Source organism: Sorangium sp. So ce375, assembly GCF_051473855.1.
Lineage (GTDB): Bacteria > Myxococcota_A > Polyangia > Polyangiales > Polyangiaceae > Sorangium.
Genome location: NZ_CP150335.1, coordinates 6,114,568 through 6,139,442, shown reverse-complemented (window position 1 = coordinate 6,139,442; position 24,875 = coordinate 6,114,568). Strand labels below are relative to the sequence as shown.

General features: G+C 72.1%; 21 protein-coding genes. 11 read left to right on the top strand and 10 right to left on the bottom strand.

Going from position 1 to position 24,875, the window contains the following annotated elements; all coding sequences use genetic code 11:
* The first annotated feature begins 8 nt into the window (after nt 1–8).
* The 4 genes from WME90_RS22670 to WME90_RS22655 all read left to right on the top strand — a co-directional run bounded on the left by WME90_RS22670 (nt 9) and on the right by WME90_RS22655 (nt 5,001).
* On the top strand, nt 9–662 hold the full coding sequence (locus tag WME90_RS22670) for a Vgb family protein (protein ID WP_437283264.1): 654 nt from the start codon (nt 9–11) through the stop codon (nt 660–662).
* A gap of 430 nt (nt 663–1,092) precedes the next feature.
* Nucleotides 1,093–2,742, top strand: coding sequence for a DUF1588 domain-containing protein (locus WME90_RS22665; protein ID WP_437283263.1), 1,650 nt, complete (start codon nt 1,093–1,095; stop codon nt 2,740–2,742).
* Between the two features lie 22 nt (nt 2,743–2,764).
* Complete coding sequence (locus WME90_RS22660) at nt 2,765–4,150, top strand: DUF1552 domain-containing protein (RefSeq protein WP_437283262.1); 1,386 nt, start codon at nt 2,765–2,767, stop codon at nt 4,148–4,150.
* A 221-nt stretch (nt 4,151–4,371) separates the two neighbouring features.
* Nucleotides 4,372–5,001 carry a hypothetical protein gene (locus WME90_RS22655; protein WP_437283261.1) on the top strand — a complete coding sequence of 210 codons (630 nt, stop codon included), beginning with the start codon at nt 4,372–4,374 and terminating at the stop codon, nt 4,999–5,001.
* Nucleotides 5,002–5,143: 142 nt separating this feature from the next.
* On the opposite strand, the gene WME90_RS22650 is transcribed toward WME90_RS22655, so the two are convergent.
* A complete protein-coding gene (locus WME90_RS22650) occupies nt 5,144–5,608 on the bottom strand; it encodes a DUF3565 domain-containing protein (protein ID WP_437283260.1) in 465 nt (154 codons plus the stop codon).
* Between the two features lie 121 nt (nt 5,609–5,729).
* A complete protein-coding gene (locus WME90_RS22645) occupies nt 5,730–7,022 on the bottom strand; it encodes a ferritin-like domain-containing protein (RefSeq protein ID WP_437283259.1) in 1,293 nt (430 codons plus the stop codon).
* 320 nt (nt 7,023–7,342) lie between these two features.
* Between WME90_RS22645 and WME90_RS22640 the strand changes: the two genes are divergently transcribed.
* A complete protein-coding gene (locus WME90_RS22640) occupies nt 7,343–8,440 on the top strand; it encodes a Nif3-like dinuclear metal center hexameric protein (protein WP_437283258.1) in 1,098 nt (365 codons plus the stop codon).
* A gap of 110 nt (nt 8,441–8,550) precedes the next feature.
* On the opposite strand, the gene WME90_RS22635 is transcribed toward WME90_RS22640, so the two are convergent.
* Together WME90_RS22635 and WME90_RS22630 are read right to left on the bottom strand one after the other, a co-directional pair.
* Complete coding sequence (locus WME90_RS22635; RefSeq protein WP_437283257.1) at nt 8,551–9,891, bottom strand: PAS domain-containing protein; 1,341 nt, start codon at nt 9,889–9,891, stop codon at nt 8,551–8,553.
* A gap of 3 nt (nt 9,892–9,894) precedes the next feature.
* On the bottom strand, nt 9,895–10,269 hold the full coding sequence (locus tag WME90_RS22630) for an anti-sigma regulatory factor (protein ID WP_437283256.1): 375 nt from the start codon (nt 10,267–10,269) through the stop codon (nt 9,895–9,897).
* Between the two features lie 4 nt (nt 10,270–10,273).
* Here WME90_RS22630 and WME90_RS22625 point away from each other — a divergent pair, with 4 nt between their 5' ends.
* The gene (locus WME90_RS22625) at nt 10,274–10,414 is read left to right on the top strand and encodes a hypothetical protein (RefSeq protein ID WP_437283255.1); all 141 of its coding nucleotides are present in this window, start codon (nt 10,274–10,276) and stop codon (nt 10,412–10,414) included.
* Nucleotides 10,415–11,269: 855 nt separating this feature from the next.
* A complete protein-coding gene (locus WME90_RS22620; protein ID WP_437283254.1) occupies nt 11,270–12,739 on the top strand; it encodes an MATE family efflux transporter in 1,470 nt (489 codons plus the stop codon).
* Nucleotides 12,740–12,943: 204 nt separating this feature from the next.
* Here WME90_RS22620 and WME90_RS22615 read toward each other — a convergent pair whose 3' ends face one another.
* From WME90_RS22615 to WME90_RS22600, 4 genes are all read right to left on the bottom strand, one after another.
* The gene (locus WME90_RS22615) at nt 12,944–13,243 is read right to left on the bottom strand and encodes a type II toxin-antitoxin system VapC family toxin (RefSeq protein WP_437283253.1); all 300 of its coding nucleotides are present in this window, start codon (nt 13,241–13,243) and stop codon (nt 12,944–12,946) included.
* The gene (locus WME90_RS22610; protein ID WP_437283252.1) at nt 13,240–13,470 is read right to left on the bottom strand and encodes a hypothetical protein; all 231 of its coding nucleotides are present in this window, start codon (nt 13,468–13,470) and stop codon (nt 13,240–13,242) included. Before WME90_RS22610 ends, WME90_RS22615 begins: the two co-directional genes overlap by 4 nt.
* A 47-nt stretch (nt 13,471–13,517) precedes the next feature.
* Complete coding sequence (gene nudC, locus WME90_RS22605; RefSeq protein ID WP_437283251.1) at nt 13,518–14,363, bottom strand: NAD(+) diphosphatase; 846 nt, start codon at nt 14,361–14,363, stop codon at nt 13,518–13,520.
* A gap of 331 nt (nt 14,364–14,694) precedes the next feature.
* On the bottom strand, nt 14,695–17,418 hold the full coding sequence (locus WME90_RS22600; protein WP_437283250.1) for a helicase HerA-like domain-containing protein: 2,724 nt from the start codon (nt 17,416–17,418) through the stop codon (nt 14,695–14,697).
* A 246-nt stretch (nt 17,419–17,664) separates the two neighbouring features.
* Between WME90_RS22600 and WME90_RS22595 the strand changes: the two genes are divergently transcribed.
* The 4 genes from WME90_RS22595 to WME90_RS22580 all read left to right on the top strand — a co-directional run bounded on the left by WME90_RS22595 (nt 17,665) and on the right by WME90_RS22580 (nt 21,538).
* Nucleotides 17,665–17,883 carry a hypothetical protein gene (locus WME90_RS22595; protein ID WP_437283249.1) on the top strand — a complete coding sequence of 73 codons (219 nt, stop codon included), beginning with the start codon at nt 17,665–17,667 and terminating at the stop codon, nt 17,881–17,883.
* On the top strand, nt 17,883–18,500 hold the full coding sequence (locus tag WME90_RS22590; RefSeq protein WP_437283248.1) for a nucleotidyl transferase AbiEii/AbiGii toxin family protein: 618 nt from the start codon (nt 17,883–17,885) through the stop codon (nt 18,498–18,500). The genes WME90_RS22595 and WME90_RS22590 overlap by 1 nt, the downstream gene beginning before the upstream one ends.
* A gap of 224 nt (nt 18,501–18,724) precedes the next feature.
* The gene (locus WME90_RS22585; protein ID WP_437283247.1) at nt 18,725–21,148 is read left to right on the top strand and encodes a protein kinase domain-containing protein; all 2,424 of its coding nucleotides are present in this window, start codon (nt 18,725–18,727) and stop codon (nt 21,146–21,148) included.
* A 66-nt stretch (nt 21,149–21,214) separates the two neighbouring features.
* Nucleotides 21,215–21,538 carry a hypothetical protein gene (locus WME90_RS22580; protein ID WP_437283246.1) on the top strand — a complete coding sequence of 108 codons (324 nt, stop codon included), beginning with the start codon at nt 21,215–21,217 and terminating at the stop codon, nt 21,536–21,538.
* A 79-nt stretch (nt 21,539–21,617) separates the two neighbouring features.
* Here WME90_RS22580 and WME90_RS22575 read toward each other — a convergent pair whose 3' ends face one another.
* Both WME90_RS22575 and WME90_RS22570 read right to left on the bottom strand, forming a co-directional pair.
* A complete protein-coding gene (locus WME90_RS22575) occupies nt 21,618–21,944 on the bottom strand; it encodes a rhodanese-like domain-containing protein (RefSeq protein WP_437283245.1) in 327 nt (108 codons plus the stop codon).
* A gap of 84 nt (nt 21,945–22,028) precedes the next feature.
* Nucleotides 22,029–24,863: a PAS domain S-box protein gene (locus tag WME90_RS22570; protein ID WP_437283244.1), complete on the bottom strand. Its 2,835-nt coding sequence runs from the start codon at nt 24,861–24,863 to the stop codon at nt 22,029–22,031.
* Nucleotides 24,864–24,875: the final 12 nt, after the last annotated feature.

The window sequence follows — 24,875 nt, the reverse complement described above, 5'->3', positions numbered from 1 at the left end:
AGTGGACCATGAAAGCCCGGCAGGCCGAGATCATCGCGGAGCGCACGTTCGATGGGGTGGAGTCGATTCACGGGGTCACGTTCGACGGACAGGCGGTGTGGTTCGCGCACGGCGATCGCGGAGACCTCCTGTCGGCGGAGCCGGAGACGGGCCGCGTGCTGCGTCGCCTGAAGGCCCCCGCCAGCGCGGGGGTGGCGTTCGACGGGCGCCATCTATGGGTCGTCGGGGGCGGCAGGATCCGCAAGATCGATCCCGCGACCGGGGCCGCCGTCGGCGAGGTCCCGGGCTTCGACGCGACGCCCGTGAGCGGGCTCGCGTGGGCCGACGGCGCGCTCTACGCGGGCATCTACCGGGAGCGGAAGATCCTCAAGATCGATCCCGAGCGAGGCGCCGTGCTCCGCACGCTCGTCTCCGATCGGCTCGTCACCGGGGTCACGTGGACAGACGGCGATCTCTGGCACGGCGTGATGTGCGAGGAGGGCGGGCCGCCGTCGGAGCTCCGCCGCGTCGACGCCCAGAGCGGCGAGGTCCTGGATCGGCTCGCGCTCCCGGAGAGCGTGCGCCTCTCCGGCGTCGAGGCGGACGAAAGCGACCGCCTGTGGTGCGGCGATCCGGCGACAGGCAGGCTCCGCGCGGTGAAGAAGCCGAGCAAGGCGGTGTGACTCACCCGCGGGCGCGGGAGGGATACCGCGAGCGGCCCAGCACGCCGCCGGCGCCGATCGCGGGGGCGCGGAAGGGCGATGAGCGGAGCGCGGCGCTCCGGGATCGACCCGCCGGGCGCAGCGGGGCCGGGTTTCGAGACAAACTTACAGCGTGAGTGACGCGGCACCGACAGGGATCGGCGGGATCATTGCTCGCGGCGATGATCAGAACCGTAACCTTCGGGAATTTGAAGGCGCGTAACGCGCGCGCCGATTTCCGCGTCAAGGCGGTGCCCCCAAGAGAAGAGAAGCGGTTCGCGAGTGCGGCGAGATTGACTTGCGGAGTGCGTTTGGACTGCCAGCCGTCCTCGACGGGAGCGGTGTCGATCGACGCCGCCTGCCCAGGTGGAGATCCGGTATGAGCTTTCGATCGTTTGGCTGGATCTTCGGTTTGGGTTCGTTGGCTCTCGCCTGCACCGGGCAGATCGGCGATCCGTCCTTGGAAACAGCCGGCGGCGAGACCGGCGGCGACATTCCCCCGCCGCAGGCCGACGGCAGCTTGCCGTACGCGGCGCCGCAGCCCGCCTCCGAGGCGCTGCGGGCCCGCACGTGGCTGCTCACCCCGGAAGAATACGGTCGTTCCGTAAAAGACCTGCTCGGCGTGCCGGTCGACGTCTCCGACATGGATCCCGTGCCGGACAACGGCATCTATCCGAACCTGTCGACCAGCGGGCTCGTCCGTGTGACCCTGGCCGAGCAGTACGCGGCCAAGGCCGAGGCCGCGGTGCTCGCGCTGAGCGATCAGCAGCTCCGCGCGTTGATCCCGTGCGGGAAGGTCGACGCCGCGTGCAAGGCGGACTTCGTGCGCGCCGCGATCCGCAAGGCGTTCCGGCGGCCCGCGACGGCGGAGGACGTGGCCAGCTACGGCGAAGTGTTCGATCTCGCCGCCGCGTCCGGGGATTCGGCGCTGCCGTTCCGCTGGGTGCTGAAGGGCGTGCTGACCTCGCCTTATTTCTTGTACCGGACCGAGATCGGCGCGCCGAGCGACGAGGCGAACGCCGCGTTCCGGCTGACGGACCACGAGATCGCGACCTTCCTTTCGTACAGCGTGCTCGGCGCGCCGCCCTCCGCGACGCTGGTCGCCGCCGCCGAGCGCGGCGAGCTGGCCGATCCCGCGCTGCTCCCCGGTCACATCGACCAGCTGCTCTCGGCGCCGGGCGCCGCCGAGCAGCTCGGTCATTTCCTCGTTCAATGGTTGCGGTTGCACACGTTCGAGGCCGAGGTGGAGAAGTTCGAGGACGTGTTCCCCGGCTTCACGGAGGTGAAGCCGGCGATGTTCGCCGAGACGCAGAGCTTCCTCCGCGTGAACGGGGGCATGCAGGGCTCGATAGCGAGCCTGCTCACGGCGCCTGTGCCCGATGCCGATCCCGCGCTCTCCGCGTTTTACCGCAGCGACCCGTCTGGGGCGATGGACACCGCGCGGAGCGGCCTGCTCTCCCTCGGCTCCGTGCTCGCCAAGACAGCCAAGCAGTACCTCACGTCGCCGACGCTCCGCGGCCTGTTCATCCGCGATCAGCTGCTGTGCCAGCACATCACGTTGCCCGAGGACTTCACGCCGCCGCCTATCGAAGAGAGCGAGCTGCGCCTGGCCCCGAAGACCACGCGCGAGCTGTACGAGACGCACAACGCGCAGGCGGCCTGCAAGAGCTGCCACTCGCTGACCGACAGCGTAGGCTACATGCTCGAGAACTTCGACGGCGCGGGCCGCTATCGGACGCTCGAGCAGTACAAGAGCCCGTCGCTCACCGCGCCGGTGGCCGCGCCGCAGCCGATCGACGCGGCGGGGCGGCTGATCAACACCGACGTCGACGGCGAGTACGACAGCGCCGCCGGGCTAGGACGAGCGCTGTCGCGCAGCACCTGGGTCCGTGAGTGCGTGGCGCGGCAGGCCTTCCGCTTCTATTTCGGTCAGGTCGAGTCGGCGCGCGGTATTCCGCCGGTCGTGCAGGGCACGGCGGCGCTGGACCGCACCGGCACCCTGCGCGACCTGCTCGTGGCGCTCCTCTCTTCGCCGAGCACGGTCGAGCGCGTGCGCGAATAGCTCCGATCATCGAGGACCGAACATGCCCAAGCCCTTCGACGTATCGAGACGGGATCTCCTGAAGACGGCGGTCGGCGCGATGTTCCTGGCGCCGCTGCTGCGCCACCGCGTTGTCGAGGCGCAGACCGTCGTGCCCAAGCGGCTGGTGCTGATCTTCACGCCCGACTCGCACCCACCGGAGTGGTGGCCGACGGGCAGCGGGTCGACGTTCCAGCTCCAGGAGCCGCTCGCCGATTTCCGTGGCCTCGAGAGCGACATGTTGTTCTTGCGCCGGCTCGACCATGCGTGGACGGTCGGGAACCATCACGAGGCGGGCATGGCGCAGCTGTTCACGGGCGCGCGCTTCATCGACGAGAGCTCACACCACGCGAACGGTCCCTCGCTCGATCAGATCCTGCTCAAGAACTCCGACCTTCGCGGCGGCACGCCGCTCGCGAGCATCCACCTGTGCGTCGCCGATCGCGGCGGCGCCGACAAGCGCCATATCATCTCGTACAGCGGCCCCGGCCAGCCCATGACGCACACGGCCGACCCCGCGCGCGCGTTCAGCACGATCTTCAGCGGCGTCACCTTCGACGGCTCCGCGCCGACCTCGACGCCCGGCTCGACGCCGGATGCCGTCGCGGCGGCGAAGCGCAGCGCCGACCAGCGCATCCTCCAGATCAACACCGGCGAGCTCAAGACCATCCAGCGCTTCCTCGGCCAGGCCGAGCGCCAGAAGCTCGAACTCCACGTGGAGGCGCTGTTCGAGCTGGAGCAGCGCATCGCGGGCATGGGCGGCGGCACGTCGGGCCCGGTTGGCGCGGCGTGCGAGCGCGCGGACACCTCCGGCTACAACGGCAGCACCAACAACGCGACGACGATCACGCGCTGGGCGCAGATCCAGGCCGACATCATCGTGAGCGCGTTCACGTGCGATCGCACGCGGGTCGCGGACTACCACTTCAGCTTCTCCGGCGGCCACCACGAGGGCCTGCTCGGCTTCGGCCAGAGCTGGCACGACGTGGTCGCGCACGTCAGCCGCACGAACGACAGCGTAAGCGTCGGCGGTGAGCCGATGACCACGCGCCAGGCCTTCATGCTGTTCGATCGCTTCTGGGCGAGCCACGTCGCGTACCTGGCGAAGAGGCTCGCGGGCATCCGCGAGGGCAGCGGCACGATGCTCGACAACACCATCCTGCTCTGGGGCGTGGAGAGCGGCACGAACCACAGCCACAACCCGAAGGACATGCAGTACCTGGTCATCGGCGGGAAGAACCTGGGCGTGAACGTGGGCCAGTACATCAACAACACGACCGCGCAGAGCTCGAACAAGCTGCTCACGTCGGTGATGAACGCGCTCGGCTACGCCGCGACGGGCATCGGCATCGAGCCGAAATGCGGGCCGCTGCCCGGCTTCCTCGCCTGACGCGCGCTCGAGGCAGGGCTGCATGCCTCGCCCGGCCCTCCCGCCGATGTAGAAGCCACGCGCGGCTCCGAGCTGACCCCTCCGACACAGAAAGGCCCACCGAGGCACACGCGATCTTCTACGACGCAGCAAAACCTCGCACTCCACGGGAGCCCCCGGCCTGGTCCAGCGTTTGCTTTCCGCGCCCTCGAAAGGTGGCGCTCATGTTGAGGTGCTTGGCGATGGTTTGCGTTTGTCTGCTCGTGTCCGCCTGTGGCAGTGGCCAAGGCGGGGACGGCGGTGGCAGCGGAGGATCTGACAGCAGCGGTGGGGCGGACGGCGGCGGCGGCAGCGGCGGCGCGGTCGATTGCTCGGCGTTCGACGGCGACGAGCCGGGAACCCAGGTGACGTTCACGGTGACGAACCACCGCGCGACGCCCATCTATTACCGCGGGGCCGAGTGCATCGAGCGCTTCCGTGTCGGTCCGGAGGGCGGGCCCCCCGGGACGGCAGATCGCCCGAGGGCGGCGCTGACCTGCGAAGAAGTCCAGACGTCAGACGACTGGCCGCTCGACTGCCTCGACGGGAGCGCGATCGAGATCGCCGCCGGACAGAGCGCGACCTTCCATTGGACCGGTCTGCTGTACGAGCCCGAGGAGATGCCGATCGCCTGCTCGGCGCAGCCGGACAATCCTTTCGCGGCACACTGCCTGCGCGCCGTCGCCGTGCAGCCCGGAGCGTTCGAGATCGCCCTCGATCTCTTCGGCGCGGCCACGTGTGAAGGCGGTCTGTGCTCCCTTGACGAGCCGTTCACCGTCGAACAGGGGTTCTCGTACCCCGACGACACGGCGGTCGCGATCGCGGTCGACTGAGGTCGCGACCTCGAGCCAGCCTTCAGCGCCTGGAACGGGGGACACCCTCCCGTTCCATTTGTCGCAAAAGCGGAGATTGGATGGGCGAGAGGCAGCGACCGACCCAGACCGCTGCGGACACCGCCCCATTCGACGGGTCGGGTTACCCGCCCTTGCGTCGAAACTCCACGAAGAACCGCACCGGGCCGTCGGGGTCGACGTGGTGCAGCACCTCGGGCACGACGATCCCTGGGGTCTCTGGATCAAGCGTGAGCTCTCGACCGCCGAGCCCATCGATGCGGTAGCGGAGCCGCCCCGAGATCACGTGGATCACCCCCCACACGCCGGGCTTTGTGGAATGTTCCTTTCGCAGGCCGGAAGGGATCGTGACCTCGTCGAAATCGGCCGTTCGCTTGTACGCGATCAGCCCGTCGGGTAGCTCGAGGCGATCGCAGCGCACGCAGTCGAGCTCGGTGCCGAGCATCGATGCGCGGCCCTCGGAGGTGACGACCCAGGGGCGCGAGAAGAAGGGAGGCTTGTGCCGGACGTGCTGGCCGTGTCCACAGCTCAGCTCGGCCACCCAGTCGTTCACATCGTCCTGGTGGTAGCCCGTGATCGATCGACGCATCGCCTCAATCTACTCCGCCAGGGGCCTGGCCGCGATGCAAGGCAAGGTGCGCTGTCCCGATCCAGCAGGAGCCGCGGAGGCGCCGCTCGAGGCCGAGTCGGGGTTTGCGCCCCCCGAGGTGCTACGCGCCCAGGAGCGCGCGCATCGCAGGCGCGATGACGTCCGCGACCGCGCGGCGGTGGGAGGCGGCCAGCGCCGCGCCGTCGAGGCGCCCGTGCGCGGCGAGGGCGTCGGCCTCGGCGCGCGGCGCCGCGGCGTCCGGCGGAGGCGCGGCGAGGCCCGCTTCGAAGGCCTCGGAGACGGCCCGGCGCACCGGCTCGCCGCCCGTCTGGAGCGCCCAGGCCACGAAGCGCCACGCGAGCTCGGCGTGCCGGGCCTCGTCCTCGGCGATCGTGGCAAGGGCGCTCCGGACCGCGGCGTCGGCGGCGCGCGAGAGCTGCTCGACGGCTTGCACGGCGGCGAGCGTCTCGCCGACGCACCCCTCGCGGACGGCGCGCGCCGCGAGATCGGGCAGGTCCGAGGCGACCTCGACCCGCCCCCCGAACGCGAACGGCGCCGGCTCGAGCGCTGCGCCGGCGTACGCGCTCGCCAGGCCGAAGCAGAGCGCCGCGTGGCGCACCTCGTCGCCCGCGGCCTCGTGCGCCGCCGCGAGCATGTCCGCGGGGGCCCCGACCGCCATCAGCTCCAGCGCGAACCGCGAGAACGAGGCGACCGACGCGTGCTCGAGCAGGGCGTCGCGGAGCCACGCCTCGGCCAGCGCGGCGCGGGTCGCCTGCGGCAGCGCCGCGACGTCCGGGCGCGCCGCGGCGCCCCATGCGCTCGTCTCGCCCCGCCGCGCCGGCGCGGTCCGGGCGCGCTCGCCCACGAGGAACGGGCGCCCCGAGACGCTGCTGCTGCAGGTCGCCAGGAACTCGTAGCAGCACTGCCCGTCGCGCAGGACGGGTTCATAGATGTGGGTGTACCAGCAATCCAAGGGCAAACCGGGCGGTCGAGGGAGCGCGGAGCCGTACGGGGTGAGCGATGGGCACACGCCCGCGGGTGAGCCGTCGAGGCCGCCCTCGCCGGTTGCGCCGCCGGCCCCCCCGGCTCCGCCCTGTAGCCGGTCGTCCAGCTCGATACAGAGCGTCCTCTCATCGGTCGCCAGGCCGCCGCCGCCGGCTTGGATCGACGTGACCGTAGCGACGCTCGGCGCGCCACCCCCGCCATCCCCGCCAATTCCTCCACGCGCCCCCGAGCTCTCGTCGCTCGACGCGGCGCCGCCACCACCGTCGCTCCCGGCGCGGTCCTGGAGGACGTTGCCGCCGCAAGCGGCGCCTCCGACAGCCACGTTGACCGCTGCGGTGGCGAGGATTGCGCGCGTCAGCTGCTGCGCGAGAGCGAATCGAAACAGGATCGGAGAGGGGGTGTTGGCCATGGGGCCGTATCACAGCAGCATCCGTACCAGCGCGGGATCCGCAGGGATCCGCGCTTCAGCGCCGGAATGGCCGGCACAACGTGCTACAGCGTGGCGCAGCCCGGTCTGCACCGACTGCGCCCTCCGCCGTGGCGCGCCCTCGCGGGCTGCGTTGAGCTCCTGTCCGCCGAGCGCTGCGCCGCGCCCGCCTGGCGTCGCGCTGGCCGTCCAGGTTCCGGCGCGACGCGACGTCGCCGGCTGCGCTCGTCTCCGCGGTCGCCGCGGGATCGCGCGGCGCTCCGCTCCGCCGCTCCGCGGTCGCTGCTGGTATAGAGGCGCTCATGACCCTCCTCCGAGACGTCCTTTCAGCGCTGGAGTCGATCGCGCCGCTCCGGTTCGCGGAGCCCTGGGACAACGTCGGCCTGCTCGCGGGCGACCCGGCGCGGCCCTCGTCGGCGGCGCTCCTCGCCATCGATTACACCCCTGAGGTCGCCCGGGAGGCGCGCGATCTCGGCTGCGATCTCGTCGTCGCCTACCATCCGCCCCTCTTCGAGGCCGTGAAGCGCGTGGTGGCGCCGAGCCCCCTCTTCGCCGCGATCCGCGACGGCATCGCGCTGTACTCGCCGCACACAGCGCTCGACGTCGCCGAGGGCGGAACGAACGACGTCCTCGCCGACGCGCTCGGCATCTCGGCGGACCGCGCGCCGCTCCGGCGGGCGCCATCCAAGGCATGGCAGCACAAGCTGGTCGTCTTCGTCCCGGAGGCTCACGCCGACGCGGTGGCCGACGCGCTCGCCGAGGCGGGCGCGGGCCGGATCGGCCGGTATTCGCGCTGCAGCTTCCGCACGCTGGGGACGGGCACGTTCTTCGGGGAGGAGGGCACGAACCCCACGGTCGGCGAGAAGGGCCGGCTCGAGCGCGTCGCCGAGGTGCGGCTGGAGATGGTCTTCCCCCGCGATCGGACCGCCGCGGTCGTGCAGGCGATGCGCGCCGCGCACCCGTACGAGGAGGTGGCGTTCGACCTCGTCGAGCTCGCCGCCGAGCCGCTCAGGGCCGGCATCGGGCGGATCGGGCCGCTCGCCGGCGCCGCGCCGGTCTCCGAGCTGCTCGGCCGCATCAAGGCGGGCCTGGGCGTCGACGCGCTGCTCGTGGCCGGCTCCGAGCAGCGCGCCGTGTCCCGCGCGGCCACGTGCGCAGGCGCGGGCGGCGCGCTCCTCGACGACGCCATCGCGCAGGGCGCGGAGCTCTACCTGACCGGCGAGCTGCGCCACCACGACGCCCTCAAGGCGGCGAGCGCGGGCGTCACCGTTGTGTGCGCGCTGCACTCGAACAGCGAGCGCGCCGCGCTGAAGCGCCTCGCCGAGCGCCTCCGCGCCGCGGTGCCGTCGCTGCGCGTCGACGTCAGCGCGCGCGACCGGGATCCGTTCTCGATCCGCTGACGCCGCCGCAGGACGCGACGGCAGCGGCCGAAGGAGATCGCCCTCCCGGCGTCGGCCTGGAGGCAGGCCGTGGGCGGCGCCGGGGTTCGGCCGGCGAGGCCCGCGCGCGTTCAGCGGGCGGCTGCCGCGCCCTGGACGTCGTGGCGCATGGCGTGGCGGATGCCTGCCTGGAGCGTCCCGTGCGTGACGAGCCCGTGCAGATCCGCGCCGAGGCCCACGAGCGTCTGCGCGACCTCGGACCGTATGCCCGTCAGAATGAGCTCGGCGCCGAGCAGCCGCACGGCGGCCGCGATCCGCAGCAACGCGTCGGCCACCTTGGTGTCGACGATGCTCACGCCGGTGATGTCGAGGATCGCCACGCGCGCGCTCCTGGCCGTGATGCCGGAGAGCAGCGTTTCCATCACCTGCGCGGCCCGGCGGCTGTCGACGACCCCGATGATCGGCATGATCAAGACGTGATCGCTGATCGGGATGAGCGGCGTGGACAGCTGGAGCAGCGCCGTCGACTGGCGCCGGATGGTCTGCTCCGTCTCCCATCGCTCCGTGACGTCTTGCCACGAGCCCACGATCTCGCACAGCGCGCCGCCTTCCCCGCGCACGAGCTTGCACTCGTCGTGGATGCGCCGGTAGACGCCGTCCTTGCGCAGCCATCGATACTCGTACACCAGCGTGCCGCGCGCCGGCAGCTCGGCGAGCTCCGCGAGGATCGATCCCCGGTCGTCGGCGTGGATCCGGTCGCGCCAGAACGCTGGATCCCTCAGGAGCTCCGAGGGCGTGTAGCCGAGCTGCGCGGATACGTTGTCGCTGACGAACGTGACCCCGCGATAGCCGCCATCGAATTTCGCGCTGTAGAGCACGACGCGGCACGACGCCAGGAGGTGCTGGAGGCGCTCGTCCGCAGCGCGCCGCTCGGCCGCGGCGCGGTCGCGCTCGGTCACGTCGCGCGCGAGGGCGTACAGCGTCTGTCCGTCCGGCGCGACGCTGGAGTTCCATTCGAGCCGTAGATAGTGCCCGTGCCTGTGCCGGTAGCGGTTCGTGAAGGAGACGAGCTCCTGTCCGGCGCTGAGCTGCTCGACCGCCTTGAGGGTCGACTCCCGATCGTCGGGGTGGACGAACGAGAGGAAGGGCTCGGCCAGCAGCTCGTCGAGCGAGTAGCCGAGCAGCTGTTGCCAGCGCGGGTTGAGCTGCTTGAACCGACCGTCCACGCCGGCGATGCAGAGGAGGTCGAGCGACATCGCGAACAAGCGCTCGCGGTCGGCCAGGTGCTGGGGCTCTTTGTCGCCGTCTCGCGACGCGCCCCGCGGTCGGGGCGAAGGCCCCGGGCCAGCCGAGCTCGCTTCTTTGCGATCGCGCTTCGGTGCGCTGCGATTGCGCTTCGGTGCGCTGCGATCGCGCTTCGGTGCGCTGCGATCGCGCTTCGCTCTATCGCTCCTGTCGGTCGCTGTCGTCATAAGCTACCCCCTCGCCTTTCGTATCGTCACGGTTGTCCCGCGCCCGCACTCCGACGCGATGTCGAACGCATCCATCAGGCGCTGGACCCCTTTCAATCCGAGTCCCATGCCCGTTCGCGAGCGGAAGTCCGGCCGCAGCACGGCCTCGATATCCGCGATACCCGGGCCGTCGTCGGACGCGATGATCTCCAGGACGTCCGGCTCGCCGCCGATCGGACGGACGACGATCGTGCCCGCGCCGGCATACTGAACGATGTTGTTCCCGAGCTCGGCGACAGCCGTCGCGACCTTTGTCTGATCGACCGCGGAGAACCCGAGATCGCGGCCCGCGCTCCACGCCGTCAGGAACGCCTGCGCGACGTCGTTTTCGGTGCGCACGCCGATGGTCACTCCCGAGGAGCAGACCGACCCGCCGGATTGGCCTGCTCCGGCCGAGCACCTCGGCGCCAGGCCGAGGCGTTTCGGGCGGATCGACGGCGCGTCCGTCCTGGGCCGCGGCTTCATCGCGGTGTCGCCGAGGTGAAGGGCCCCGCCGCCGTCGCGAGGTCGTGGTCTGGGCGCTGCGCTGGCGTCGACGCCGGCGCTTGATTCATCGACACGGTCGAGGGGGGGAGCGAGAGACCGTGCGGCTCCCGCGCTCGCCACGCGGGAGCCGTGCCCCTGCGCTCTGCGCTCCTTGGCCCTGACGCTCCGCGAACCCCCCGGACAACGGCCATGATCGCTCCTTTGCCGCCATGATGTCCCCAGCGGCACCACGGCAGAACGACGGCTACCTCTGTGCGCTCTGCCCCAGGCGAATCACCACGCGATCTCCGTGCGGCAGCGTGGCGGCGTCGGCGATGCGTCGACGATGATCAAAAAGAGAGGTTACAAACTCAATCGGGCGCGTCCTGAATCAATCTATGTCAACGCCCTACCACCGGATCCATGGCGTACAGGCAACGTAGGATACGGCGCGGGTGTGGCCTCCGCAGGGACAGCGCGGGTCGTCCTGCCCGGATGGGTAAGGACCGGTGGCCTGGGTAGCGGTTCAGACCGGGAGTGGTGTGTTCGTGGTGCGGGTCGACTGATGGCCAACGGCACGATGCGTCTTGAAGGGGTCGCGCAGCCGCGGGCCGATTCGTCAGCGCGGTATCGGGTCGCGACCGAGCACGAAGGGACACTGCTGACGGTCGCGGTTCACTGCCGGATCGCCGGTCTTCCGTTCGAGAGCCAGGCGCTGGCAGCGGGGGGTCGTCAGCCGACTCGGCCCGGTGGTGACGGCCGATCCGCGGCGATGGCGCCGCCATCGGGCGCCATGAGCGTCGCCCTTCAGATCTGCAAAGGTGTGCAAAGCCGCTGGACGAAACGGCCTCCCGCGATCAGGTTGCCGGCCCTCATGCGCGACCACGCCACGCCACCCGCCCCCGATCTGCGCGCGGATGCTGTCGTACCCTCGCCGCCCTCGCCCGGTCCACGCCGCGGCGCAGGCGTCTGGGCGACGCTCCGCGACGCGGTCCGCGGCGGCGAGCACGACTTCACCACGGGATCCATCGACCGGGCGATCGCCCTGCTCGCGATCCCGATGGTCATGGAAATGGTCATGGAGTCGCTCTTCGTCGTTGTCGACGTCTTCTGGGTGTCGCGGCTCGGCGCCGATGCCGTCGCCGCCGTCGGGCTCACGGAGTCGCTCCTCGCGCTCGTGTACGCCATGGCGATGGGCCTCGCGGTCGCCGCGTCGGCGACGGTCGCGCGTCGGGTCGGCGAGGGGCGCCCCGAGGAGGCGGCCGCCATGGCGGGGCAGGCGATCACGCTCGGCCTGCTCATCTCGCTGCCCATCTCGGCGGTCGGCGCGCTGCTCGCGTCGCGGCTGCTCGCGGTGATGGGGGCGACCCCCGGGGTGATCGCGACCGGCACGCCGTTCGCGGCCATCATGCTGTTCGGCAACGCGACGATCCTGATGCTGTTCGTCATCAACGCGATCTTCCGCGGGGCCGGCGACGCGGCGCTGTCGATGCGGGTGCTCTGGCTCTCGAACGCGCTGAACATGGCGCTCGGCCCGTGCTTCATCTTCGGCCTCGGCCCGTTCCCGGAGCTCGGCGTGGCCGGCGCGGCGGTCGGGACGACGCTCGGCCGCGGGGCCGGCGTCGCGCTGCAGATCTTCTTCCTCACGCGCGGCAGCGGCCGGGTGCGCGTGCGAGCGCGGCACCTCGTCCCCGATCCGGCGGCGCTCACGGCCCTCCTGCGGCTCTTCGCGAACGGCGCGTTCCAGTCGATCATCGGCACGGCGAGCTGGATCGGCATGGTGCGCATCCTCGCGCCCTTCGGGAGCGCGGTGCTCGCCGGCTACACGATCGGGATGCGCGTCATCGTGTTCGCGATCCTGCCGGCGTTCGGGCTCTCGAACGCCGCCGCGACGATGGTCGGGCAAAACCTTGGCGCGGGGCGCCCCGACCGGGCCGAGGCCGCCGTGTACCGCGCGGGCATCTGGACCACGGTCATGCTCGGCGCGGTGGGCGTTGTCTTCGCGGTGGGCGCCGGCGCCATCGTCGGCGCGTTCTCGGACGACGCCGAGGTGCTCCGGTTCGGCACGCAGGCGCTGCGGATCGTCTCGTGCGGGTTCCTGTTCTACGGCTTCGGCATGGTGTTCACGCAGGCGTTCAACGGCGCCGGCGACACCTGGACGCCCACGCTGCTGAACTTCGCCTGCTTCTGGCTCTGGGAGATCCCGCTGGCCTGGGGGCTCTCGCGCGCCGCGGGGGTCGGTCCGGCGGGCGTCTTCATCGCGATCGCGGTGGCGTTCTCGACGCTCGCGCTCGCGGGCGGGCTCGTGTTCCGCCGCGGCGCGTGGAAGCTGCGCCGCGTCTGAGGGGGCGAAGGCGGGCGGCTGCCGGGCCGAGCGAGGTGGTGCTGCGCCGTGCCGACGCCCTCTTCGAGGATCTCACGGTGATGTATGTGAGCCGATCGGACGGCTTTGGTCACGAATCCCAGCGAACGCGGAGGCCGGGGTAGCGGGAGACGAGCTCATCCTTGCTCACCAACTCCGCGTTGTGCTCCATGGCCGTCGCGATGATCACCGATCGATCGGATCTCGGTGCAAATCGGGCAGAGCTGCCGACTTGGCCGCAATCCGCGGAGTCAGGGGAAGCAGGACAAGGCCTGCTTGGTCGATCGCCTTCGTGAAGAAGTCCTCAACGGAGACCGGGAGCACGACGCGCCCCTTCTTCGCAAGCCAGGCGACCTCTAGGCAGGAGACCGACGCGATGCCTACGGGTCCAGGCTCATGCTCGATGAGCGCCTTCGTCTTCGAAGGAAGATCGGCTGCGGTGCCTTGGATCCACCAGAGCCAGGTGTGCGTGTCGAGGACGATCACGCGTCGCTCACGCCCCAGTCAGGCTCATCGATGGCTGGGGTGACCACGTCGCCCAGGATCTGGAGCCCAGACAGCTCCGCAGGGGGCCGGCGCATGGGGGTTGGCGGCGGAGATGGCTCTTCGAGCACTAGAAAGATCGCCTCGACGCGCGCGCGAGGAGGGAGGACCGGCATTTCCTTCAGCTTGCCTTGCTCGTCGGTCTCGAGCAGCGCTCGGTGCGCCTGCATGCATGGACGCTAGCACGGTCGCGCGGGAGCGCCGAGCTGCGGCGCCGCTACCGCGCGGGCCGCGCGAGCCAGGCCTCGATGAGCTTCCTGGCGATGCTGAGCGGCGGCGGCAGGAGCGGCAGCGCGTCGCGGTGGAACCAGCGCGCGTCCTCGAGCTCGCGCGTGTCGACGCGGAGATCGCCGCCGGCGTAGCGAGCGGTGAAGCCGACCATGATCTGGTGGGGGAAGGGCCACGGCTGGCTGCCGAAATAGACGACCTCGGCGACGTCGACGCCTGTCTCCTCGTGGACCTCGCGCGCGACGCACGCCTCCAGCGTCTCGCCCGGCTCGACGAACCCGGCGACGAGGCCGTACATGCCCGCAGGGAACCGCGCCTGGCGCGTCATCAGGACGCGCGGGCCGTCCTCGACGAGCACGATCGTCGCCGGCGTGATCCGCGGGAAATAGCTGCTCGCGCAGCGGACGCAGCGCTTGACGCGCTCGTCCTGCCCGGCCTCGAGCTCGGCGCCGCACGCCGCGCAGTACTGGTGGGCCCTGTCCCAGTGTTGCACCTGGTACGCCGTGCCCGCGATCTCGAACAGCTCCGGATCGATGCGCCCGTGGAGGCGGCGCAGCGAGACGTAGGCGTATCCCGCCGGCGCCGGCGCGCCCTGCGCGAGCTCCGCGGAGCGGCAGGCGCGCCCGTCGAGCTCGCCGAGCGGCTGGTCGCGCACCACGAGGACGCCGAGGTCGGCGAGATCGGCCACGAGGGGGATGTCGAAGCGGTCTCCGCCGCCGTCTTCCGACACGCGCGCGCGGACGAGGAGATCGTCGCCGTGGAACGCGAACCACGCGATCTCGGCGGGCGCGGAGCTGGGACGGCCGAGCCCGGCGCGGAAGCGGGAGGACGGCATGGCGTTACCGGGGGCAGAGCCGCGCGGGCTCCCCGTCGAGGCGTCGCTCAGGTGAGCCGATCGGCTGCATGCGGGGGAGCCTAGAGCACCGATCCCATTGAAGTCCCGAGGAAATCAACAGAAGGGAAGACAAACCGCAAGGGCGCAAGGGGCGCAAGGGGAGGCAAGAAAACATCTCGTCTCCGATCCATTGCGCCCCTTGCGCCCTTGCGGTTTCTCTCTTCCCCGCATTCCTTGCCCTTGGAGGCGTTGCGGAAACGTCGATGTCGCTCTCCTCGTGCGATGTGCCTGCGCCAGGGAACGCGCTGAGACGAGGCGTCGCCCCGCGGGCTCACGCGGGGCCGGCGAGCGTCGCGGCCCAGGCGAGCGCGACGAACGCGACCTCGACGTCGTTCTTCTTCGGGACGAGGCGCTTCGTCTCGATGCCCTCGCCGGCGCGCAGCGGGAGCTGCTCCAGCGCGGCGAGCTCGGCGGCCTGCGCGGCGTGGAGGTCCCGGAGCGCGGCGTCCGCCTCGGTCCATTCCTGGCGCGCGCGCTCGAGCTTCGCGGCGGCCTTGTCGCGCTGGGTCCCGGCGCGCCGCGCGGTGTCCCGGCCGGCGACGAGCCCGAGGAGCGCGGCGCCGACCGCGCCGGGGAGCGCGGCCACCTCGGCCTCGGCCTGGTCGTACCGCGCCTTGGCGGCGGCGATGCGCTCGCCGAGGCGCGCGATCCTGGGCGCGAACCGGCCGACGACCTGCTGCTGCTCGGCGGCGGCGAGCCGGGCCGCGGCGGCGCGGCAGCGGGCGGTGAACGCCTCGACGGACTCACCGTCGTCCTGCGCGAGCCCGAGCTCCCTGTGGACGGCCACCGCGGCCTCGGTCGTGCGGTAGGCGTGCTCCCGGAGCGCGCGCGCCGCGGCCTGCGCGGCGGCGCGCTTCGCGAGCGGGGCGGGCAGCTCGGCGAAGCGCGCGCCCGCGGCGGGCGCCGTGGAGAGCAGCGAGGGGTCGAGCCGGGCGACGCGCGAGAGATCCGGCTTGCCGTCGGGCAGGAGCGGTGCGGCGAGGAGCTGGCTCCGGTTGAGGGCGACGCCGAGCTTCGTGTCGCGCAGGTGGGCGATCACCGAGGCGGCCACCCAGGGGATGTACCGGAAGCCCTCCGGAGCGGCGGCAGGGGCGTGCGCATAGAGGCTCCGCCAGCCCTCGGGAGGCGGCGGGGGCGCCGTCGCAGCCGGCGATGGGGCCGGCGATGCCGGTGGGGGCGCCGGCGCCCCTGCGCGGGCGTCCGCACGAGCAGCGCCGCTGCGCCGCGCGGGCTGCGGTGCGGAGGGCGTGTGGCGCGGGTCGAGGACGACCGTGCCGCCTGGGCCCACGGGCGCGCGCTGGGCGCGGCGCGACGGATCGAGCGAAGCGCGTCTCGGATCTGGATGTGCGAGCCTCTGATCGAGAGAATCGACCCTGGGATCTGGATGTACGGACCTGGAATCCAGAGAATCGATCCTGGAATCTGGATGTGCAGACCTGGAATCCAGAGAATCGACCCTTGGATCTGGATGTGCAGACCTGAAATCCAGAGAATCGACCCTAGCATCTGGAGATACGGCCTTCGGATTCATTGAATCGCGTGTCGGCTCGGGCGCGGGCGGGGGAGGGGAGATGCTCCGGACGAGGCGGCCGATCTCGCGCCGGGTGACCGGGCCGCGCAGCCACGACAGGCTGAACCGCGTTTCGGCGAGGAACGACGGCGGCTGCATGTGGACGTCGCGCACGAAGAACGTGCGCGGGGGGAGCGCCTTCAGCGTGGCCGAGAGGGCCGCGGCCCCGACGCCGCCGGCGCCCCCGTCCGCGCCCGACAGCCCCTCGACGACGCGCTCGCGATCGGCGTCGGTCTGGAGCCGGCCCACGAACCACGCGCCGGCGTTCGAGAGCGCCTTGTAGTCGAGGTCCATCGGGTTCTGCGTGGCGAGCACGACGCCGACCCCGAAGGCGCGCGCCTGCTTCAGGAGCGCGAGCAGCGGCCGCTTTGTGGGCGGGTTCGCCGGGTGCGGGGGCAGGAAGCCGAAGACCTCGTCGAAGACCACGAGGGCGCGCAGGTCGCTCGTGCCGGAGAGGCCGCGCACCCACGAGAGCAGCTGATCGAACAGGAGCCCGAGGACGAGGAGCCGCTCGTCGTCGTCGAGGTGCGCGACGCTGACGATCACCGCCGGGGTCTTGCCGGCGCCGCCGCCGCCGCCGGCCTGCGGCGCGAGCCACGCCGCGACGTCGAGCGGCGCGCCCTTGCGCCACGTGGCGAACGTGGGAGAGGCGAGCAGGGTGTTGAGCTCGCGGGCGAGCGCCTGGCGCTCCTTGGGGGCGAAGAAGTCGTCGACGTCGAGGGCGCCCACGGCGGCGATCGGCGGCTCGGCCAGGTCCGCGAGCAGCTCCTCGAGCCCCGCGGCCCGCCGCGCGCGCAGCCGCCGCTCGGCGAGGTGCGCGAGCAGCACGTGCTCGCGGCTCCGGGCCGGATCCGGGTCGCGGCCGACGAGCCGGAGCAGGAGCGACAGCGAGGCCGAGAGCGCCTCGCGGGCGGCCTCCTCGTCCTCGTCCCAGAGCGGCGAGGGCGTCTCGAGCGCCGACAGCACGTGGACCGGCTCGCCCGCCGTGGTGCCCGGCGTCAGCAGGCGCGGGGCCATGCGGGCGCGGAGCGCGGCGACGTCGGCCGGGCCGAGCCCCGAGGAGGCGAGGCCGTCGCGCCACCGCGCCGCGAGCCCCCCGGCGACGTCGGCCGTCGAGCGGCCGTCGCGCGCGGCGGCGGAGGGGTCGATCCACGGCTCGAACTCGGCCGGGGAGAGCTCCGGGAACGTGAAGAGCAGGTTGGGCAGGTCGCCCTTCACGTCGACCATGAGCACCGGGACGCCCGAGCGCAGCGCCTCCTCGACGAGGACCATGACGAGCCCGGTCTTGCCGCTGCCGGTCATCCCGACGACCACGCCGTGGGTCACGAGGTGGTGCGCCGGGAGCTCGAACGGGCGCGCGTCGGCGGCGCCGGGATCGCCCGAGAGCGGGCGGGAGCGGCCCAGGGTGAAGGGGCGGGTCGGCATGAGGGCGGGCTCGTGCCATGGCGGGAGGGCTGTCGCAATGCTGGAGGGAGGGCGGGGATGCGCGGTGAGGCTTGGCGAGCGTGCAGGGCGGGGAGTCTCCGGACCCAGAAGGCACACGGCTCTACGACGCCGGGAGAAACGGGAGCGTGCCGTCACGGCGCGCGTGGGCCAAGCCAGCGCGCGGCGGACCTGGGTAGAGATCGACGATCTGACGTCGAGCGTGCCACCAGGTGGTAGGATCTACAGATGAACGCGGACGACATCCGGGCCTACAAGAGGCGCTGGGAGATGGTGGCCGAGGTCGAGCAGGAAGAGCTCGAGGCGATGTCTCCGGCCATGAAGTTCTGCGACCTCGCCATGCTCATGGGAGTGGCCCGGGGACTCGGTGGCTCGATCGATGCCGACAAGGAGGTGGAGGAGGTGCGCCGGCGCTGGAACCTGCTCGCCGAGCGCCTGGGTGTCTGATGAGCCGCTCGCTGGCGGAGCTCGAGGACGCGGTACGCGCGCTCCTCGCGTGGTCGGAGGCGTCCGGCGTCCCCGTGCTGATCATCGGCGGGGTCGCGGTGTCGATCCTGAGTAAGCCGCGCACGACGAGAGACGTGGATGTCGTCGCGTGGCTTCCGAACCACGACGAGTGGCCCGCCTTCCTGGCCGATGGGGAGCGGCATGGAATCGTTCCCCGCATCCCGGATGCGCTGGGGTTCGCGCTCAACTCCCGCGTCCTTCTGCTTCGACACGACCGATCCGGCGTTCCCATCGACCTCTCGATGGGTGCCTTGCCGTTCGAGGAGAACGCGGTTCGCCGCGCAGTTCCGACGGATCTAGGCGGCTTGCGCGTTCCGCTTCCCGTGCCCGAGGACCTCCTCGTCATGAAGGCCGTAGCCCATCGCTCGCGCGACCTGGTGGACATCGAATCGATCCTGAGCGCACATGCCGATGTCGACGAGAAATGGGTTGTCTCGACGGTTCGTGAGTTCGCCGAGGCGCTGGAATCGCCGGAGCTCGTGACCGATCTCGTGAAGTTGCTCCGCCAGCGAGCGCCGACGAAGGTGAAAAAGAAGACTCGCCCTCGGAAGCGATGATGCTCCGCGCGGCTTGATGGCGCGGGTATCCGGCGACCCCGTCGGTTCGGAGGCTGCGCTGGCGGACTTGCCACGATGGTGGTGCTCGCGTCGGGCTGCGCTGGGTCGGTGCCGGTGCAGCCTCCTCCGTCGAAGACGCCTGCCGCCGTGGCCAAGCCGCCCCCGCCGTCGAGGCGAGCGACGTCGCGGGCCGCGCGCGGTCGACGGCGCTCCCCGTGGGAGTGATGGAAGGTGCGCTGCCCGCGCACGCAATGCTCGCGGCCGAGGGAAGCGCATTCCACTCCCCCCGCATTCCGCCGCCTCACCCCCGACGCCCCGCATCTTCGCGTCAAAAAAGGTGCGAGCGCGGCTATAGTGTGCGCATGGAGGTCGGGCCATCGGAACCGGATGCCCCCGCGTCAACGGCGGGCATCCCAGCGATAGGCGAGGTCTTCGCGCAGAAATACCGCCTCGAGCGCAGCCTCGGCCGAGGCGCGATGGGCGCCATCTTCGCCGCGGAGCACGTCTCGCTGCGCCAGCGCGTGGCCGTCAAGTTCCTCCTCCCCCACGCGATGACGCTGCCCGGCGCCAGCGCCCGCTTCCTGCGCGAGGCGCGCGCCGCGGCGGCGATCCGGAGCGAGCACGTCGCCCGCGTCATCGACGTCGGCACCGCGGAGCTCGGCATCCCCTACCTCGTCATGGAGTACCTGCGCGGACGCGACCTCCAGAAGGAGAGCGAGGCGCGCGGCCCATTGCCCGTGTCCGAGGCGGTCGATTACGTGATCCAGGGCTGCGAGGCCGTCGCCGAGGCGCACGTGCGCGGCATCATCCACCGGGACCTGAAGCCGGGGAACATCTTCCTCACGACCGGCGCGACCGGCGCGCCCATCGTCAAGGTGCTCGATTTCGGCCTCTCCAAGTCGGCCGCCCCCGAGGACGACGGCAAGCTCACGGCGTCGGAGATGATGCTCGGCTCCCCCTGCTACATGTCGCCGGAGCAGGTGCGGTGCTCGAAGCACGTCGACGCGCGCACAGATATCTGGTCGCTCGGCGTCATCCTCTACCAGCTCCTGACCGCGCGGTTTCCCTTCGAGGTGTCCAAGATCTCGGCGCTCTTCGTCGCCATCGTCACGCAGGCGCCCACGCCGCCGCGGGTGCACCGGATGGATCTGCCGGCCCGGATCGAGGACATCATCCTGCGCTGTCTCGAGAAGGAGCCGGAGCTGCGCGTCCAGACCGTGGCGGATCTGGCGCGTGAGCTCGCGCCGTTCGGTACGGAGCACTCCACCCGCGCCCTGGCGCAGATCGAGGCGATCGCCCGGGGCAAGGCCTTTCCTTCGTCGCGGCCCCTCGGGCTCTCGGGCGACGGCGTCGCGAGCACGCTGCCGGCCGCGGCCAACGGCGGCCCGGGCGTGTCGTCCACGCTGCCGCAGCCGGACGCCGGCAACGGGGCGGGAGCCGGGCCAGGGCCCTGCTCCACGGTGGTCGCGCCCGGCGGAGGCGACCACGTGATCACCCTGCCCAGCCAGGGCGCCACGGTCGTCGCTCCCACAAGCAGCGACGCCCCGTCCAGCGAGCGGCGCACGCTCCCCATCGTGCCCTCCGAGGACGGGCCCACGATGGCCCTGGCGCGGAACAGCGGCCCCACGCCGGCCGCGGGGCAGGAGAGCGGGCCCACGCCGGCCGCGGGGCAGGAGAGCGGGCCCACGCCGGCCGCGGGGCAGGAGAGCGGGCCCACGCCGGCCGCGGGGCAGGAGAGCGGGCCCACGATGGCCCTGGCGCGGAACAGCGGCCCCACGCCGACCGCGGGGCAGGAGAGGGGGCCCACGCCGGCCGCGGGGCAGGAGAGCGGGCCCACGCCGGCCGCGGGGCAGGAGAGCGGGCCCACGTTGAAGATGGCGCGGGACGACCGGCCCGCGTCAGGGAACGCCCCGGAGGACGGCCCCACGCTGACGATGGCGCGCGACGACGGCCCCACGCTGACGATGGCGCGCGACGACGGCCCCACGCTGACCATGGCGCGCGACGACTTCCCCACGCTGACCATGGCGCGCAAGCGGGGAGCGCCGCTGACGCGGCTCGGGACGGGCGCGCGGGCGGTGCCGCTGACCCAGCCCGACGGGAAGGAGATCGCCGGAAGCAGGTACGACGGGACCGAACGCCGCGATCGGTGGCGCTCCCGCGCGTTCCGCTGGCGCCGCACCGCGGGCGCGTGGATCGCGGCCGCCACCGTTCTGCTCGCCGCCGTCGCGCTCGGCGCGACGCGCTGGCTGGGGCGCTCGGACGCGCCGGCGGCCCCCAGCTCGCCGTCGGGCCAGGGCGCGCTGACCGTCGCGAGCACGGCCGGCCACGCTCCGTCCGGCGCGCCCCTGCAGGCTCCCTCGGACGTCGAGCGCGCGGCCGCCCCGGAAGCGCTCGCGCAACCTCCGGAGCCGGCCGTGGCCGACACGCCCTCCGCGTGGGCCATCGGCGCCGCTGCCACGACGCCCGACCCCGACCCCGCAGCGGTCCCCGAACACCGCCCGCTCGCCGCCGAGCCCCCCAAGCGATGGCGGCCCGGCACCATCGGGCCCTCGCGCTCAGACCCTCACTCGGTGGAGGACGAGGTGTACGGCGAAGGTGCCAAGCGCACGTCCGGGCGCCTGGAGCCGATCCGCAACCAGCGGTAGACAAGCCCCGCGCTCTCCGCGTGCGGGCCTTCGTTGCCGCGCCGGGCGGACCGCAGGACAGGAACCATGGCGAAGAAGAAGCTCTCGGCCCGCGCCGCCCGGCGCGAAAGCGATCGGACGTCGGCGAAGCTCACCCGCGATCTCGAGCGGCTCGCGCTGCTCGAGCCGGGCCACACCCCCGGCCGCGCCATCGCCCTCGACGCGGCGTCGCAGGTCGAGGTGGCCGCCCGGTCGATCCCGTGCCCGCGCTGCCGCGGCGCCCTCCGCGTGGAAGACCACACGGCCGAGACGCTCGACGGTGTCCGACTCCGCGTCGCGAACGTCGCCTGCAGCGCGTGCGGCGCGCGTCGATCGCTCTACTTCCGGCTCGGCGGCGCGGCGCTCAACTGAGCCCGTCGAGGGGGCGTCAGTACCGGCGGGACGCTCTCGTCTTCCGGCTCGGCGCTCAACTGAGCCCGTCGAGGGGGCGTCAGTACCGCGGGACGCTCTCGTCGATGTGGATCGACCACGCGTCGATGCCGCCCTGGAGCGAGGCGACGCGCTCGTGGCCGAGCTTCTCGAGGAGGGCGGCGGCCGAGAGGCTCCGGACGCCGTGGTGGCAGTAGGCGACGACGAGCGCGCCCTCGCCGGGCGCGACCTCATCGGCCCGCTCCACGAGCTCGTTCAGCGGGATCAGCGTGCTGCCCGGCAGCGCGGCGATCTCGTGCTCGCCGGGCGTGCGCACGTCGAGGAGGTACACGGGCTCGCCCGCCTTCAGCTTCAGGAAGAGCTCTTTCACGGAAATCTGTTGGACCATGGCCGTGCTCGCGATCCCGCCGTGGGCGGTGCCGTGAAGGCCCCTACCTAGTCCAAGGAGCTCCCCCGGAGCAACGGGGCTCATCTACCTACCTACCCGCTCCTTCGCGAGCGCCGCGATCACCCCCACGAGCTCCGCCGGATCGAGGGGCTTGGCGACGTGCGCGTGGTACCCGGCGCAGAGCGCCCGCGCCTTGTCCTCGGCCCGCGCCAGCGCGCTGAGCGCGACGGCCGGCGTCGCCCCGCCGCGCGCCTCGCCGAGGGCCCGCACCCTGCGGATGAGCTGGAAGCCGTCCTCGCCCGGCATCCCCAGATCGCTGACGAGCACGTCAAGCCGCTCCCGCTCCAGGATGGCCAGCGCCTCGGCGGCCGAGCCGGCCGTCGTGACGGTCGCCTCGCACTCCTCCAGCACACGCTGGGCGACCTCGCGCGCGTCGGGCTGGTCGTCGACCACCAGCACCCGCACGCCGGCGAGCGAGGCGCCCGGGGGGTCGGCCAGCGCCTCGGCGCTCGGCGCGCTGGGGCGCTCCGCCGCGCCCCGCGCCTCCTGCGAGACGCCGGCGAGCGGGAGCCTCACCGTGAACGTCGCGCCCAGCGCCTCGCCCCGGCTCGCGACCTCCACGGTGCCGCCGTGCAGCTCGACGAGGTGCTTGACGATCGAGAGCCCGATGCCGAGCCCGCCGTGCTTCCTCGTCGAGGACGCGTCCGCCTGCCGGAAGCGCTCGAACAGGTGGGGGAGGAACTGCGGCGCGACGCCCATCCCGGTGTCGGTCACCGACAGCGCGGCGCTCGCGCCCACGCGCCGCAGCGCGACGTCGATCCGCCCCCCCGGGGGCGTGAACTTCACGGCGTTCGAGAGGAGGTTCCAGACGACCTGGTGGATCCGCGCAGGGTCCCCCCGGAGGGAGCTCGCCGCCGGGTCGATGCTCGAGGCGACGGTGATCCCCTTGGTCTCGGCCGCGAGCTGGATCGCCTCGAGCGCGCTCTGGATGACCATCGGCAGGTCGACCGACTGCACGTCGAGCCGCAGCTTCCCCGAGACGATCCGGCTCATGTCGAGCAGCTCGGAGACCATGTCGGCCTGGAGCCGCGCGTTGCGCTCGATGACCTCGAGCCCCCGCTCGAGCGTCTGCGGCTCGGGCGCCCGGCCCCGCAGGATGCGCGCCCAGCCGAGGATGGCGTTGATGGGCGAGCGCAGCTCGTGCGAGAGCGTGGCGACGAAGTCGTCCTTGACCCGGCTCACGCGCTCCGCCTCGTCGCGCGCGGCGCGCTCGCTCTCGAGCAGCTTCAGGCGCTCTTCCTCGGCCAGCCGCTCCGCGGTGACGTCCTCGGTGATCCCCATGAACGAGTCGACGGCGCCGTCCGGCCCGAGCTCGGGGATGATCCGGGCGCGGAATCGCCGCTCGCCCAGGCTGAACTCCAGCCGCTGCGGCCTTGTCGTCGCGAGCGCCTCGCGGCACGCGGCCGCGCTCGCCTCGATCACCTCGAGCGGGAGCCCGTTCTCGTGGGGCGTCTTGCCGATGTAGTGCTCCGGCGGGAACCCCATCACCGTCACCGAGGTGGGCGACATGAAGGTGCAGCGCAGGTCCAGATCCAGCCGGTAGATGATGTCGGGCGAGTTCGCCATCAGCGACGCGAGCTCCCGCTCGCGGGCGCGGAGCTCGTCCTCCAGGCGCTCGCGCTCGGCGATGACCCGCTGCGCCTCGTCGAGCGCCGCGCGGAGCCGGCCCTCGCTCTCGCGCAGCGCCGCCTCCGTCTGCTTGAGCTTGCTGACGTCCAGACAGATGCCGACCCAGGCGGTGATGTTGCCTTGCTCGTCGCGGACCGGGACGCCCCGGTTGAGGACGGGGTGGACGGCGCCTTCAGGGCCGAGATAACGGAGCTCCTCCTCGAACGGCTCACCCGTCCGCACGCATTGCTCGAAGATCGCGACCTTGTGCCGGTCGTCGGGGTGGAGCGAGTCGATCCACCCGTGCTCCGAGCACTGCTCCTGCATGATCCCGGCCATCCGGAGGAACGCGTTGCTGGCGTAGACGTTCCGTCCCTCGGCGTCGCTGACCCAGAGGCCATAATCGATGGATTCCCCGATGGCGCGGAAGATCTGCTCGCACTTCCGGATCGCCGCCTCCGTTTGCCGGTGCTCCGTGACGTCGAGCGCGATCCCGAAGCCGCCCTCTTCGTACCGACCCCCGGGCAAGAGACAGCCGCTCACAAGCATCGTCAGCCGCCTGCCGTCGCGGAGCCGGTAGGTCCGCTCGTAGGGTGTGAACGTCCACCGGCTCGACAGGAGCTCCGCCAGGGCGCGGTCGTCGGCGGCGCGATCCTCCGGCAACAGGTCGAAATCCCAGCGGACCAGGCCGGCGTCGAGCTCCTCCCGCGTGTGCGCCACGAGCTCCAGATACGCGTCGTTCGCCTCGACGATGCGCCCGCCAGGCATCCAGAACGCCATCGGGGCCATGTTGCTGTAGAAGATGTTCCGCAGCTTGGCCTCGCTCTCCGCCAGCGCCTGCTCCGCGGCGAGCGCCCGCTCCTCCGTGTTCCTCGGCGCGGTGATGTCCTCGACGAGCACCACCGCGCGATACGGCCTCTGCCGGGCGTCGCGGACGAAGACGCCGGTCACGTGGAGCCAGCGGACGCCGCCGTCCTTGCAGCGGCAGCGCATCTCGAACGTGAGCTCTTCCGCGTCGGCCTCGAGGAGCGAGCGCCACGCGGCGAACGAGCCCGTTCGGTCCTCCGGCAGCGCGAGATCCGACAGCTTCTTCCGGAGCAGCTCGCCCTCCGAGTAGCCCAGCAGCTGGCAGAGCGAGGCGCTGACGCAGAGGAGCCGCCCGCTCGCCGCGTCGATCTGCGCGGTACCCCTGCTGGGTGACCGCGTCGCCCAGACTGGCTGTCCGGCCGTCTCCCCCATCCGCTGACCCACCCCGATCCTCCA

Coding starts and splice junctions, on each gene's coding strand:
- WME90_RS22625 (WP_437283255.1), top strand. CDS start 10,274: ATGGTCACTCCCGAGGAGCAGACCGACCCGCCGGATTGGCCTGCTCCG.
- WME90_RS22670 (WP_437283264.1), top strand. CDS start 9: ATGAAAGCCCGGCAGGCCGAGATCATCGCGGAGCGCACGTTCGATGGG.
- WME90_RS22640 (WP_437283258.1), top strand. CDS start 7,343: ATGACCCTCCTCCGAGACGTCCTTTCAGCGCTGGAGTCGATCGCGCCG.
- WME90_RS22650 (WP_437283260.1), bottom strand. CDS start 5,608: ATGCGTCGATCGATCACGGGCTACCACCAGGACGATGTGAACGACTGG.
- WME90_RS22575 (WP_437283245.1), bottom strand. CDS start 21,944: ATGGTCCAACAGATTTCCGTGAAAGAGCTCTTCCTGAAGCTGAAGGCG.
- WME90_RS22585 (WP_437283247.1), top strand. CDS start 18,725: ATGGAAGGTGCGCTGCCCGCGCACGCAATGCTCGCGGCCGAGGGAAGC.
- WME90_RS22620 (WP_437283254.1), top strand. CDS start 11,270: ATGCGCGACCACGCCACGCCACCCGCCCCCGATCTGCGCGCGGATGCT.
- nudC (WP_437283251.1), bottom strand. CDS start 14,363: ATGCCGTCCTCCCGCTTCCGCGCCGGGCTCGGCCGTCCCAGCTCCGCG.
- WME90_RS22595 (WP_437283249.1), top strand. CDS start 17,665: ATGAACGCGGACGACATCCGGGCCTACAAGAGGCGCTGGGAGATGGTG.
- WME90_RS22600 (WP_437283250.1), bottom strand. CDS start 17,418: ATGCCGACCCGCCCCTTCACCCTGGGCCGCTCCCGCCCGCTCTCGGGC.
- WME90_RS22580 (WP_437283246.1), top strand. CDS start 21,215: ATGGCGAAGAAGAAGCTCTCGGCCCGCGCCGCCCGGCGCGAAAGCGAT.
- WME90_RS22660 (WP_437283262.1), top strand. CDS start 2,765: ATGCCCAAGCCCTTCGACGTATCGAGACGGGATCTCCTGAAGACGGCG.
- WME90_RS22635 (WP_437283257.1), bottom strand. CDS start 9,891: ATGACGACAGCGACCGACAGGAGCGATAGAGCGAAGCGCGATCGCAGC.
- WME90_RS22645 (WP_437283259.1), bottom strand. CDS start 7,022: ATGGCCAACACCCCCTCTCCGATCCTGTTTCGATTCGCTCTCGCGCAG.
- WME90_RS22590 (WP_437283248.1), top strand. CDS start 17,883: ATGAGCCGCTCGCTGGCGGAGCTCGAGGACGCGGTACGCGCGCTCCTC.
- WME90_RS22655 (WP_437283261.1), top strand. CDS start 4,372: ATGGTTTGCGTTTGTCTGCTCGTGTCCGCCTGTGGCAGTGGCCAAGGC.
- WME90_RS22610 (WP_437283252.1), bottom strand. CDS start 13,470: ATGCAGGCGCACCGAGCGCTGCTCGAGACCGACGAGCAAGGCAAGCTG.